This window comes from Acinetobacter sp. YH12086 (genome assembly GCF_013419345.1).
Lineage (GTDB): Bacteria > Pseudomonadota > Gammaproteobacteria > Pseudomonadales > Moraxellaceae > Acinetobacter > Acinetobacter amyesii.
Genome location: NZ_VPAF01000007.1, coordinates 49,645 through 63,637, shown reverse-complemented (window position 1 = coordinate 63,637; position 13,993 = coordinate 49,645). Strand labels below are relative to the sequence as shown.

General features: G+C 41.8%; 8 protein-coding genes. 5 read left to right on the top strand and 3 right to left on the bottom strand.

Going from position 1 to position 13,993, the window contains the following annotated elements:
- Window positions 1-138 precede the first annotated feature (138 nt).
- Entirely contained in the window at window positions 139-2,205 is a 2,067-nt protein-coding gene (locus FTU29_RS09615) for an EAL domain-containing protein (protein ID WP_180121552.1), read from the bottom strand.
- Window positions 2,206-2,642: 437 nt separating this feature from the next.
- Window positions 2,643-4,853 carry a carboxy terminal-processing peptidase gene (locus FTU29_RS09610; protein WP_180093328.1) on the bottom strand — a complete coding sequence of 737 codons (2,211 nt, stop codon included), beginning with the start codon at window positions 4,851-4,853 and terminating at the stop codon, window positions 2,643-2,645.
- 200 nt (window positions 4,854-5,053) lie between these two features.
- Between FTU29_RS09610 and nagZ the strand changes: the two genes are divergently transcribed.
- Both nagZ and FTU29_RS09600 read left to right on the top strand, forming a co-directional pair.
- Entirely contained in the window at window positions 5,054-6,076 is a 1,023-nt protein-coding gene (gene nagZ, locus FTU29_RS09605; RefSeq protein ID WP_180121550.1) for a beta-N-acetylhexosaminidase, read from the top strand.
- Between the two features lie 130 nt (window positions 6,077-6,206).
- The gene (locus tag FTU29_RS09600) at window positions 6,207-7,076 is read left to right on the top strand and encodes a class I SAM-dependent methyltransferase (protein ID WP_180084690.1); all 870 of its coding nucleotides are present in this window, start codon (window positions 6,207-6,209) and stop codon (window positions 7,074-7,076) included.
- Between the two features lie 29 nt (window positions 7,077-7,105).
- On the opposite strand, the gene FTU29_RS09595 is transcribed toward FTU29_RS09600, so the two are convergent.
- Window positions 7,106-8,434 carry an alpha/beta fold hydrolase gene (locus FTU29_RS09595; RefSeq protein WP_180121548.1) on the bottom strand — a complete coding sequence of 443 codons (1,329 nt, stop codon included), beginning with the start codon at window positions 8,432-8,434 and terminating at the stop codon, window positions 7,106-7,108.
- A gap of 303 nt (window positions 8,435-8,737) precedes the next feature.
- On the opposite strand from FTU29_RS09595, the gene FTU29_RS09590 reads away from it, so the two are divergent.
- From FTU29_RS09590 to pta, 3 genes are all read left to right on the top strand, one after another.
- The gene (locus tag FTU29_RS09590; RefSeq protein WP_111884042.1) at window positions 8,738-10,003 is read left to right on the top strand and encodes a glutamate-5-semialdehyde dehydrogenase; all 1,266 of its coding nucleotides are present in this window, start codon (window positions 8,738-8,740) and stop codon (window positions 10,001-10,003) included.
- A 491-nt stretch (window positions 10,004-10,494) separates the two neighbouring features.
- Window positions 10,495-11,712, top strand: a complete 1,218-nt coding sequence (locus FTU29_RS09585) for an acetate/propionate family kinase (protein WP_078192700.1) — start codon at window positions 10,495-10,497, stop codon at window positions 11,710-11,712.
- 59 nt (window positions 11,713-11,771) lie between these two features.
- A complete protein-coding gene (gene pta / locus FTU29_RS09580) occupies window positions 11,772-13,913 on the top strand; it encodes a phosphate acetyltransferase (RefSeq protein ID WP_180121546.1) in 2,142 nt (713 codons plus the stop codon).
- Window positions 13,914-13,993: the final 80 nt, after the last annotated feature.

Sequence of the window (13,993 nt, the reverse complement as noted above, 5' to 3'; positions counted from 1 at the left end):
CATCGGGTTGAGTCAAAATCTTAGCGTGGTGTGTCTTGATGTTTTACATTGGATGACGACCTGTTTTTATCGACGATATAAAGCATTTCTCTGTCTTTTTTTCTCACTCATTGGCAATGCGATCAGACTACGAGGACTTTATTCAACTTTCATTTTCATGCGTTCTTCAAGCTGTGCCACTGGCATCGGCATTCCTAACAAATATCCCTGCAACTGCTGGCAACCTAAACGTTTTAAAATTTCTGCTTGTTGTTCTGTCTCTACACCTTCTGCAGTGACCGTTAAACCCAGTCGAATTGCCAAGTGAATAATACTTTCTAAAATAATTTCTTCTTTAGAACCGACGCTCAAATTGCGGATAAACTCACGGTCAATTTTCAGCTCATCTACAGGCAGTTCTTTTAAATACAAGAAACTTGAATGTCCCGTACCAAAGTCATCAATCGCAACTTTAATTCCCATCTTTCTCAAATGTTCAAAAGTCACGATACTGGCATCGATATGATGCATCGCTGTTGACTCGGTAATTTCAATAATTAAATTTGACGGGTTAATTTCATACCGTGCAAAAAGCGACTCTAAAGTACTAAATAAGTGTTTATGCTCAAATTGAATCGCTGATAAATTGACCGCAATCGGATACAACGGCAAATTCAGCTTTTCCCAGTGCTGAATTTGCTTACAGGCTTCTTCAAGCGCCCAATAGCCCATGGCAATAATCAGTCCAGTTTTTTCTGCACCATTGATAAACTTATTTGGCGTCAGCATACCTAGAGTTGGATGATTCCAACGAATTAAGGCCTCAACCCCACAAATTTCACGATCAACGGCATTAAATTTTGGCTGATAAAATAAGATAAACTGTTGTTCCTCTACCGCTTTATATAAATCATTGATCAGTTTCGTCTGACTTTTTTCTTCAAATTGGTCGGCAGTATAATTAAAAAATGAATAGGTATTACGCCCCTGATACTTCGAACTCAGCATTGCGGTGTCTGCATTGATCAGTAGGTCTTGTAAGTTCGCACCATGTTCAGGGTACATCGCAATACCAATACTGCCTGAAATGTTAATTTCTTTACCTGCAATCAAAAAGCTTTCTTGCATCAATTCCAATATTTTTTCAGACATTGCTGTGGCAGAGTCATTGCTTGCCGACTCAAGCACAATCAGAAACTCGTCCCCACCGATTCGTAGCAATTTAACTTGATCATTAATTAAGCGGTGAATGCGTGTGGCAATTTGAATTAGTAGTTGATCACCGACATGGTGTCCAAACACATCATTGACCGCTTTAAAACGGTCGATATCAATATAAATAAAAGCAATTTTATCTTGTCTTAGGCGATGCTCTGTAAAGAGAAAATGTGCGTATTCGACCAAAAATAGTCTATTCGGCAAACGCGTTAAATTGTCCTGTACAGCTTGATTGGCTAGCTCTCTATTTGCGCGCATCAACTGTAAACTACGATGTTCTAAACGTTGTTCTAATACCGCTACACTAAAAGCAGCCATCAATAGTAAACTGGTGACAAATAAGACAATAAATAGCAATAAATTATGGTTAATTTGAGCCGCAACCAATACATCCATCGAGTTTAGCGGTACAAAATCAACAGCCGCCATACCAATATAATGCATAGCAACAATGCTAAAAGTCAGCATGACCGCAACAAAGGCATTCATGATGTTACGTTTTGGCGAGTATTTATTTTTAAACGTTAGCCAAAATGCCAAACACGAGCCACAGATCGCAACTAAAATTGAACAGATAACAATTAAAGGTTCGTATCGTTGCTCATAACCCTGAACGTCTAAACTCAGCATCCCCGTGTAATGCATTCCGGAAATGCCTAGCCCCATTAAAACTGAGCCTAAAATTAAACGAGGAAATGGTAGCGTCAGTCGTGTGGTTAACCACACGGCAAAAGTGGACGCGACAAAGGCAATAAAATAGGATGTCAGAGTAAGACTGGTATCAAAACTATGATTTGAAGGTAAATGGCTGGCCATCATGCCTACAAAATGCATGCACCAAATCGCAGCACCTAAAATTGCACCGCTGAATAATAAAATGACATTTTCATATCTTGGTCGCGTTCCACGGAACAACATTTGTTCGAGTGAAACAGCTAAGTAACAACTTAATAATGCAACTACGATTGAACCAACGACCAGATTGTAATCATAATGAATATGGGTCATATCAAGCGTTCCGCTTAGGTTATCGTGGCACTTTCTTTAACCGAATTACCCAATCTATCTCTTCCCTTTAACTTGTTACATTTTCAATTACTTACTTATTTCCTCTTAGAATCTATTAGTCTACGATAATGGTCAAGTCTTTCTTTCAAGATTTTAAGCAACTGATTAATTTAAAAAAAATAAAGCTTGATGAAGTTCACTAAAACTTAAACTTTTGATAAAAATTGCATCAGGTGTTTATTATTTTAGAACAGTTTCTAATCATAATAAAATGAATAAGTTAGAATCATTTATAGATTGCTTTCTAGATTCAAATCGAACACCGCCCTACTCACAAAAAAATAGCGAGCCGTAGCTCGCTATTTCTCAATGGATAAATTCATCTTTTCTGTCAAAAACTCAAGCAATCATCTCAATGTTATTTATGGATGAATTACTTACTTTTTGGCTGTTGTTGTATGCGTTTTGCCTTGTAATTTGGCATAGTCCATTAGCACGTTTGCTGCTTCCGTCACAAAGACTTCTTCTTCAGGCAGTGCTGGACGTTGGTTTGCCTTCATTTTTGCACGTGCCTCCACCAATGCATCCATAGACGCTTGGTAGCTTTCCCAGTTGGCATAAGGTTTTTGACCCACCACTTTACGACGCTGATTTTCAGCATCCAAAGACTTTTGCTCTAGTGCCAACAGCTCGGCTTTACGCTTCGCTAAGTCAAGCACCACACGCTTTTGCTCTTCTGTCTTTTTCGCAATCGCAGTACGTTGCTCTAAATATTTAAATTGCGGATCAATGCTGACACGTTGCTGAGATGACTTAATCAAATCGGGAACATAGGCTTGGATCGAGCCTTCACGTTTAAACGGTGCTGTAGGAATGGTATCCCACTGTAAAGCATTTTTCGCTTTACGTTCACCAAACTCTTCATTGTAAATATCAACCAACTTAATATCAGGCACGACCCCTTTATTTTGGGTACTGCCGCCAGTCACGCGGTAAAATTTACGTTGCGTTAAGGTTGCTTGACCATAGGCTAAAGAGTCAAGTTGTACCTGCGCTGTTCCTTTACCCGTTGTGGTGCTACCAATCACCACACCACGTTCATAGTCTTGAATCGCAGCAGAATAAATTTCACTCGCAGACGCCGAAGCCAAGTTAATCAATACTGCCAATGGACCTGCATAAGTTTGCGCGCCCCCATCATCATCTTCAAACACGCTGACATTGCCATTGCCATCACGGATTTGCACCACTGGACCTGATTTAATCACTTGACCAAGCATACGTGCCACTTCTTCAAGTGAGCCACCAGGGTTGTTACGCAAGTCAATGATGATACCTTCAACATTTTGAGCATCTAAAGTTTTTAAGGCTTTATTGGTATCTTCTGACACAGAACGGTAGTCTGTACCTGCACGACGTGCACGATAGTTCAAGTAAAACGATGGAATTTCAATTACACCGAACTTATGCTTTTTGCCATCACGCTCAATTTCAACGGTACGTGAACGCACGCCTGCATCTTCTTCTTGAATCACATCACGTACAATTGTGACATTTCGCGCTTGATTCATGGACGCACCAGCACCCAATAAACGTAGAGTCACTTTGGTGCCACGTTTACCACGAATCAGCCCAACAATTTCATTACTCGGCCAACCGATCACATCCACCATTTTGTCGCCATCTTGGGCAACACCAACAATGCGATCACCTGACTTGACTTGTCCTGATTTGCTAGCAGGACCACCTTCCACAATCGTCTCGATTTTGGTGTAGTCTTCATTACCACGTTCAGGACGGATCGATACCCCAATCCCTTCCAATTGCAGCGTGGTTTGACGGTTCAATTCCATCGCATCTACAGGTGGAAAGTAATTACTGTGCGGATCATACGTCAGCATCATGGCATTCAGAGTTTTGTCGAGCACATCATCGCTTTTTAAACGACTAATCCGCTCTAACTGACGCGTATAACGCTTGGTTAAAGTCTGTACAGGTGTTAAGTCTTCAGGACCTGTTAAGTCTTGACCATTTGCCAGTGTTGGGTCATCTTTCAACGCTTTCTGTTTGGCTTTCTCTTCTTCTTTGCTGATGGTTAAATTGATCAGCTGAGAGACCAACATTTTATTCCAATGCGCACGCTGTTCTTCTGTCGATTTAAAGAATGGCGCTTTTTCACGATCGGTTTCGATGTAGTTATTCGGTTGATTTAAATTCTGTGGCTTTTTCAGCTCTTCCAACATATAGGTGTAGAACTGTTTTAGGCGCTCACGATATTGCGCATGAATGGCATACGGCCCTGTTAAATTGCCCGCTTTGAGATTTGCACCAAAAGTTGAGCCATAACGTTTTTTATAATTTTCAATATCTGATGCCAAGAACAACGTATGTTCAGCATCTAAACTATCAATATAAAAATCTAAAATACGGTTAGATGTATTGGCATCTAAACGCTGATTTAAATAGTGTTGACGGTCTACCAATGTTGCAAGCTGACGTGAGACCAAGGCTTGCTCTTGTGTGGGCTGAATGGTACCCGCGCTCACTGCTTCTGTATTATTGGCAGCAATTGCGTCATTCACCACATGAGTGAAAAAGAATCCACCTGTCGCAATCGCAACGGCACAAGCTAATGTTTGAAGTTTCATAAATAATTTGTACTTCCTTGGTATTAAGACCAATATTACCGTGTTGGTTTTCGACCTGAATTGAATAGATTCAAAATCTTAAACAACTTAATATGTTTATGTCGTGTAGTTTTATCATATTCTCTGCTGACAAAGTGTAGCAAATCATTGCAGAATTCAGGTATTGTTTTTCCTTAAAAATTCCAACACGGACACCGAATATGATTGGCGCATTAATGCTCGACATTGCTGGCACAGAACTTACCCAAGAAGATATTGAACTATTACAGACACCACAAGTTGGCGGCATGATTTTATTTGGTCGCAACATTGAATCTCCTGAACAAGTTCGTGCCCTGACCGACCATATGCGTCAAATCCGTCCTGATATTTTAATTGCGGTCGATCAGGAAGGTGGTCGTGTACAACGCTTAAAGCAAGGCTTCACACTCCTACCAGCTATGGGTAAGTTTGGAGAACTTTACTTAACTGAACCTGAAAAAGCTGTTGAACTGGCTGAACAATGTGGCTGGTTGATGGCAGCTGAAGTCCTTGCGGTCGGCATCGATTTTAGTTTTGCACCAGTGCTGGATTTAAATGATGTTAGTGATGTGATTGGTGACCGTGGTTTTGCCAAAAATATGCAAGACATCATTCCACTGGCAAGTGCTTTCTTAAAAGGTATGAAACGTGCGGGGATGGCATCTACAGGTAAGCATTTCCCAGGCCATGGCTCGGTGAAAGCAGACTCACATGTTGCTGCTGCCGTTGATCATCGTAGTTATGAAGAAATCTATCAAAAAGACATGCAAAGCTTTATTCAACTGCAACCACAGCTTGATGCCTTAATGCCTGCGCATGTGATTTATGAAAATATTGATCCTAATCCTGCTGGATTTTCACCGTATTGGATTCAGAAAGTCTTACGTCAAGAGCTCCAATTTGATGGCGTTTTATTCTCCGATGATTTAAGCATGCAAGCCGCTTGTGTCGCTGGCGGCGCAGATGCTCGTATCCAAGCAGCATTAAATGCAGGTTGTGATATGGGCCTTGTATGTAATAACCGTGAATCTGCATGCATTGCGCTGGATGGCATTCAAAACTTGGCTCTCCCAAATCAAGAACGCCTAGAACGTATGCGCGGTAAAATCCCACAAATTGAGATTGGACAAAGCATTGAACTCGGGGCGGACTGGCAAAACGTGCGTAACCGTATTGTGGATTTTAAAAATCAATATTGCTAATCCAAGACTTTCAAAATTCTAGAAAATGGAGCACGACAAGGTGCTCCTTTTTGATTTATGATGAAGACAAAATAAGTGCTTCGGCGCTATACAAAAATTGCCAATAAAAACAACATTAGGTCAGGACGACATGACACAAAGTTTATCGGAACATCGACACATTTCCTTTACTGCACATTACACCGGCTATATTTGGTACAGCATGGGGATTTCGCATCCCGTTTTTGCCACACGTAAAGGTAAATTTTTAGCACGTTTAGTCCATCCTTTAGAAAGCTGGGCAGAAAAGAATGTGGGCGGTAGCATGCGTTCGACGCTTAAACAGCGCCATGCCATGATCGATCAACATTTAGATCAACTCATTGCCCAACACCCTCAGCTACAAGTCCTTGAAATTGCTTGTGGCCTCTCCCCGCGCGGTTGGAATTTTCGCACCAAACATCCTGAAATTGACTATCGTGAACTCGACTTGCCAGATATGGCAAAAATCAAAACACAGGCACTCAAACAGATTGACCCGCATGCCCCTGAGGTCTTAACTGGTGACATTTTCACTCAAGATTTTGAACGTATTTTTCAAAGTTTTGACCCTGAACGTCCTTTGGTGGTGATTAGCGAAGGTCTGATTAATTATTTTGATCAAACGCTACTGAATAAGTTATTGCAAGGGATCACCGAATATGGCGCTTCATTTCAGGAATTACATTATCTGACCGACATCTATCCTGAACCCGTCAAGAACCGTTTAGCACGTTTTATTTGGGCCAGTAGTAAATTACTCAAAGTCATGTCTCGCAGCGCTTTTACTTTTCATTTTCAATCCCCTGCTGAATTACAGCAGTTTTTCAGTCATACAGGATTTGAAGAAGTAGACGTCGTTCAGCCGGCCTTATACTTTCCACAACAGCAACAAGATCAAGTGATTCCATTTCACGATGCAGAGCAGCACAGTGGAGATTTGGTTTGGATGGTCCATGCCAAAACAAAAAAACAGCGCTAACGCGCTGTTTTTTTTTACTTGTTCATGTTTTAACTTACGGCTTCTAATAACAACACATCTTCTTTTTGGCGTTGTACAAAGCGCAATAGACGCTCTGCCAACTCAAAACTACCATGCTTAAACAAAGCTCGAACCTGCGTATCCACAACGTCAAAGATGAGACATTCAATTTTAAACTCACCTTCTTCATCTTCTAGATGTAATGCCAAATCCCGTGGATATGCGTGCATGCAGTCCAACATTTCAGCCTGTACATTCAGCAACACGCCGAAATAATTTAAATCCGTAATTTGAGTTTCAACCACGAGGTCTGAATGGCGATGAGATAAATGCGTGAATGGCTGTTGTACACTTACACGCGCTTCGCCACGGCGTTCAATATTTTGCATTTGCTCTCGGCTCATTGGAATGATTCCTTCCAACTGCTGAATAGACTCACCGCGTAGATAAGTTGCAAACAAATTCATGGTTTCCTTACGGCGTTGCAACTGCGGTAAATGATCCGCATTGGCAATCATGGCAAATTGCATATTCGGACATTGCAAGGCAAAGCCCGCATTTTCATGTGGCAAAGTAAAACTGTCGTACTGCCCGCAAGACACCAATACATCACACTGTGGAATCGGCACGTCTTGCAAACGCAGCAAACGGTTACAGTTAATGTCATAACGCTCTTGTTCGGTATTGGTGAATTCAGCCATTTGTCTAAAGAACAAACGCTTTGCTGTCGGTGACATCCGCGTCACATCCAGTTTGGCATGATTGACCAAATACAAAATCACCGCTTGACCAAATTCATCCATGCGTTGTTCTTTCATCAAATGCAAGGATTCTTCAAGCAACATGCGCCAGCTCTTGCGCGTTTTTTGCATTACGCCCATCAATATCATGCGGTCAATCAATTCAGGACGTTGATCCGCCAGTCCTGCAGCCACCACTGAACCTAGTGACATCCCCATCACGGATACTTTTTCTAGCCCGACGATATCCAACCAAACGCCTAACATCTGTGCCAGATCACTCAACTCTAAAGTCCCTGCCGACACCGAAGTATCGACATTGGTAATTTGCTGATTTGAGCCCATAGAGGGTAAATCAATTAAAATAATAGGTCCTGCCGCAAATAGTTGTTCGACACAATATTTGTAGGAATTAAAGTTTTGAAATGCACCACCAATAATAACAATCGGGGTGCGATGAATGGTTTCAGGTTGTGCAATGGCCATATATTCGACCTTCCAGCCATCAATCCATGTCGTTCTGGCAGGCTGTTTAAAGCTTTGCTTGTCATACAGATCGAAAAAACTGTAATGCGTACTTTCCTGTACGGTGGGATCCATTTGGATAATGGAATTCATATTCCTTTCCTCCATTCCTGCCTTATTTTTATTGTCAGGAATTCATTTAGAGACTCTGCTCGACTTAGCGTCCTGCTCTTTAATCGTTATTTGTACGACTTCAATGTCGCTATTGTTTCATTCTATACAGAGGTTCATTTTACAAGCAACTGATATCCCCGCCGCTTATCTACTTTTGCTCTAAAAACAATTTCAAAATGTTAATTCTGGTCAGCAAGTACAGTCGAATATGCACTTAAGTGCTTCATTGTTCAGTCACAGGCTGTTAATATCGAGTTGAAATTTCTAAGTGATCAAACCGCTATGCAAGAGTCTATTGAACAATACATGCAAACGGTAGGACAGCAAGCACGCACAGCATCACGTGTGCTCGCAGGGGCTTCTACCCAGACTAAAAATAATGCCTTATCAGCAATTTATACTGCTTTACAAAACAGTGAAACTGCAATTTTGGCAGCTAACCAAGTGGATATGACCAAAGCGCATAACAATAACTTGGATAGTGCTCTACTTGATCGCTTAGAACTTACCCCCACACGCTTTAAAGGCATGCTCCAAGGTCTAAAAGATGTAATCGCACTCACTGACCCGATTGGCGAAATCACCGATATGGCCTTTCGTCCGACAGGTATTCAGCTGGGCAAAATGCGCGTACCGCTAGGTGTTGTCGGCATGATTTACGAATCTCGCCCGAATGTAACGCTTGAAGCCGCATCTTTAGCGCTTAAATCAGGTAACGCGATTATTTTACGTGGTGGTTCTGAAGCTTTGGAATCTAACCAAGCAATTGCGGCAGCGATTCAACATGGCTTAACTGCCGCAGGTGTACCTGAGCATGCCGTTCAAGTGATAAATACCCCAGACCGTGCTGCGGTTGGCCAATTAATTACTATGCCTGAATATGTCGATGTGATCGTACCTCGTGGTGGCAAAAGCTTAATTGAACGTATTACCAATGAAGCACGTGTGCCTGTTATCAAACATCTTGATGGTAACTGCCATGTTTTTGTGGAAGCTCAGGCTGATTTGCAAAAAGCATTACCTATTGCGCTTAATGCCAAAACACACCGTTATGGCGTATGTAATGCCATGGAAACCTTACTTGTCGATGAAAATGTCGCTGAAGAGTTTTTACCACGCATTGCTGAACTTTATGCTGAGAAAAAAGTTGAACTGCGTGGCTGTGCTGAAACGCAGCGCATTTTGGGTGAGTCGATTGTTCCTGCAACTGAGGAAGATTGGTACACCGAATACTTAGGCCCAATTTTGGCAGTGAAAGTCGTTACAGGCTTAGATGAAGCAATTGAGCACATCAACAAATATGGCTCACACCATACCGACTCAATCATTACCGAAAACTTCAGTTTGGCGCGTCAGTTCTTGGCGCGTGTAGATTCAAGTTCAGTGATGATTAATGCCTCAACGCGCTTTGCAGATGGGTTTGAATATGGTCTTGGTGCTGAGATCGGTATTTCAACCGATAAAATCCATGCACGTGGTCCAGTCGGTCTTGAAGGTCTGACTTCTCAAAAATGGATTGTATTTGGTGATGGTCAAATTCGCCAATAACACCCAATAAGACAATGAAAGCTGTGCTTTTCTGATTAAAGGCACAGCTTTTTTTATGGCAATTTTAAAAACTAGACCCAAGGTTCACATATTGAAATATAAGCCTGCAAACACAGGATATAGAATCGAAAATAGATTTTTTGACAATTAAATGCTTAAGAAGAATGAGAAAAGTTAAATTTACCAGTTTTTTTGCAACAATTTGAGGATTACAGCGCAGCAATCGCATGTTATGTTCTATGTATATCCCTTAAATCGTATAAATTTTGAGGACTATTTTATTAATAAATGAAAACTATGAACTGATAAATTTTAATTATTATTGTGCTCAGGGTCGATAGTGCTTAAGTCTAATCTCCTAAAGTCTATCTAGGACGATAAAAAAACCCATGATAAAACATCATCACAGATCTAAATTGCATCAATCAATACAACTGCAATCAGATCAATATTATGGATAAGTATTTCAATTAGAATTCGGGTATTTAAACGTGTCTACATCAGTATTAGTAATTAACTGCGGATCTTCTTCTATCAAATATGCGTTAGTTTCTGAGCGCCGTGAAGATCGTATTTTTGGTCTAGCCGAGAACCTAGGTTCTGCTGATGCACGTATTAAAGGGGTCACTACAGGTGGTGATGCGCTTGAGCTGTCTATTCCACATGCTGACCATGAAAAAGCCCTCGAAACTATTTTAGAGCGTTTGGCTCACCATAATCCTCAAGCGATTGGTCACCGTGTTGTTCACGGCGGTACATTAACCAAAGCTGAGCTATTAACACCAGAAATTATTGAACGTATTCGTGAAGCAACACCGCTTGCTCCATTGCATAACCCTGCTCACTTGGTGGGTATCGAAGCAACCATGCGTTTGTTCCCTGAACTTCCGCAAGTAGCCGTATTTGATACAGCATTCCACCAAACCATGCCGTCTCATGCATACCGCTATGCTTTACCAAAATTCTTGTACACACAGCATAACGTGCGTCGTTATGGCTTCCACGGTACTAGCCATGCCTACGTATCTGAGCGTGGCTCAATGTTGGCAGGCAGCTTTAAACAAGGTGGTTGGTTAACTGCTCACTTAGGCAATGGTAGCTCGACTTGTGCGATTTGGAATGGTCAATCTGTAGATACGTCAATGGGTCTAACACCTCTTGAAGGTGTGGTGATGGGCACACGTAGTGGTGATGTCGACCCAAGTATTCACAGCTTCCTTGCAAGCAACTTAGGTTGGGATATCTACAAAATCGATAAGATGCTGAACAGCCAATCAGGCCTACTCGGTTTGTCTGATCTTTCAAATGACATGCGTACGTTGATCGAAGCATCGGAACAAGGCAACGAAGATGCCGCACTTGCCATTGAAGTATTCTGCTACCGTTTAGCAAAATCTTTGGCAGGTCTCAGCTGTGGTCTACCACGTATTGACGGTTTATTCTTTACCGGTGGTATTGGTGAAAATTCTGCCTACATTCGTGAAAAAACGGTTTCATACTTACCGCACTTTGGTTTCAACCTGAGTAAAGAATTAAATGACAACCTAAAACGCGGTACTGAGGGTCGTATTGACCACGGTACTGGCCCACAAATTTGGGTTGTTCCTACCGATGAAGAAGGCCGTATTGCCAAAGAAACTGAGCATGTTGTAGACGAGGTGACAGCGTCTGTTACAAAAAAGTCTGATGCTGAAGCTGCGATTGCATAAGCAATCGCATCAGCCCCTTCGCCTTCAATATTAATTTTTAGCTTTAATTTAGACACCGTATGAAAACAATTTTACTCGTGCCAACTGGGGAAGGTGTAGGTTTAACATCTGCATGCTTAGGTTTAATTTATGCTTTGGAATGCCAAGGGGTCAAAGCAGGTTTTCTGAAACCATTTTCACAGGAAAATGTCGCAGATACTGTAGACCGTACAACGGCTCTTTATCGTCATTTATTTAATAATGAAACGGTAGAACCCATTCATCATGCCACCATCGTGAAACAACTGAGTCATGATGAAAGTGATGAATTGCTCGAAGAAGCAGTTCGTTTGCACCGTGAAATTGCAAAAAAGCATGATCTGATTATTGTTGAAGGCTTGGTTCCAAACAGCCGAGATAACTTTGCCTCAGAACTGAACGCGACATTAGCAAAAGCACTCGATGCTAAAGTGATTATTGTCAGCACAGCAGATATTCAAAATGCCACGAAAACGGCTGAGAAAATTGACAGTTCTCTACGCCAATTCGGTGGTGCAGCATCTGAACGCACTGCGGGCGTTTTGTTTATGCGCACACGTGGTTTGCCAGAAGAATCTGCGCAAATTCCTGTCACGCTTGATCCAAATCTGCGTTTAATCAGTGATACCAATAAATTTGTACTCGAATTACAACAAAGTAATCCGCAAATTGGTTCTACACAGCTACCTGTTATTGGTCTCGTTCCATTTAGCAATACGCTCAGCGTACCGCGCATGTCCGACTTGGCGAAACATATTCAAGCGGAATGGATCAACCAAGGCGATGCTGCTCATCGCCGTGTACTACATAGCAGCTTAGTTGCATCTAATATTGAACATGAACTTCACAAATTTGTGGCAGGCGAACTGATTATCAGCGCCTCTGACCGTATTGATGTGTTGTTGGCTTCTAGCCTTGCAAGTAGTAATGGTATTCCACTTGCCGGTTTGGTTTTGACTGAACATCATCAACCGAACCCACAAGTTTTGGATTTCTGCCAAACCGCGATTAAGCAAGGCTTACCGATTTTACATACGCCTTTAAGCACTTTTGAAACGGCACAACAACTTTCAAATTTAGGCAATGAAATTCCTGTCGATGACGTCGAACGTGCAGAGCAAGTGACTCGCTTTGTTTCAAGCCACATCAATGCTGAGTGGATTACTGAAGTATTAAATGGTTCATATCAACCACGCTTGTCCCCTTCTGCATTCCGTCATGAATTGGTACAAAAATCTATTGCTGCGAAAAAACGAATTGTTCTACCTGAAGGTGATGAACCACGCACCATTCAGGCGGCTGCCATTTGTCAATCACGTGGCATTGCACACTGTATTTTATTGGCAAAACCTGAAGCCGTGATTGAAGTTGCAAAAGCACGTAATATCGAACTTCCACATGATTTAGAAATTATTGATCCAGATCTGATTCGTGAAAACTATGTGCCTAAAATGGTTGAGCTGCGTAAAGGTAAACTCAATGATCTACAAGCACGTGAACAGCTACAAGATACTGTGGTTTTAGGCACCATGATGCTTGCACTCGATCAGGTGGATGGCTTAGTCTCAGGCGCAGTACATACTACAGCGAATACCGTACGTCCTGCATTCCAATTGATTAAGACCGCACCTGAATATTCATTGGTTTCATCTGTGTTCTTTATGCTGTTACCAGATGAAGTTTATGTATATGGTGACTGTGCAATTAATCCAGATCCAAATGCAGAACAGCTTGCAGAGATTGCGATTCAATCTGCTGATTCAGCGAAAGCTTTTGGTATTGACCCACGTATTGCGATGATTTCATATTCAACAGGTACTTCTGGTGCAGGCGCAGATGTCGAGAAAGTGGCTGAAGCAACACGTATTGCCAAAGAACGCCGTCCAGATTTACTCATTGATGGCCCGCTTCAATACGATGCTGCATCGGTGGAAAGTGTGGGACGCTCTAAAGCACCTGACTCTAAAGTGGCTGGTCGTGCCAATGTGTTTATTTTCCCGGACTTAAATACAGGTAATACAACCTATAAAGCAGTTCAACGTTCTGCAAATGTTGTCAGTGTTGGCCCAATGCTTCAAGGTTTAAACAAGCCTGTAAATGACTTGTCTCGTGGCGCTTTGGTCGATGACATCGTGTTTACCATTGCATTAACGGCAATTCAATCTGAACAGCAAGAAGCTTAATTTTAGTTTTGAGTTCTTAACCACCCTTTCGAAAGACTGGGTGGTTTTTTTATTCATTCCGATTTTCCCGCATTTCAATC

Excerpts from the sequence above, each read along its gene's own strand:
- FTU29_RS09615 (WP_180121552.1), bottom strand. The coding sequence starts at position 2,205 with ATGACCCATATTCATTATGATTACAATCTGGTCGTTGGTTCAATCGTA.
- FTU29_RS09600 (WP_180084690.1), top strand. The coding sequence starts at position 6,207 with ATGACACAAAGTTTATCGGAACATCGACACATTTCCTTTACTGCACAT.
- FTU29_RS09595 (WP_180121548.1), bottom strand. The coding sequence starts at position 8,434 with ATGAATTCCATTATCCAAATGGATCCCACCGTACAGGAAAGTACGCAT.
- nagZ (WP_180121550.1), top strand. The coding sequence starts at position 5,054 with ATGATTGGCGCATTAATGCTCGACATTGCTGGCACAGAACTTACCCAA.
- FTU29_RS09590 (WP_111884042.1), top strand. The coding sequence starts at position 8,738 with ATGCAAGAGTCTATTGAACAATACATGCAAACGGTAGGACAGCAAGCA.
- FTU29_RS09610 (WP_180093328.1), bottom strand. The coding sequence starts at position 4,853 with ATGAAACTTCAAACATTAGCTTGTGCCGTTGCGATTGCGACAGGTGGA.
- pta (WP_180121546.1), top strand. The coding sequence starts at position 11,772 with ATGAAAACAATTTTACTCGTGCCAACTGGGGAAGGTGTAGGTTTAACA.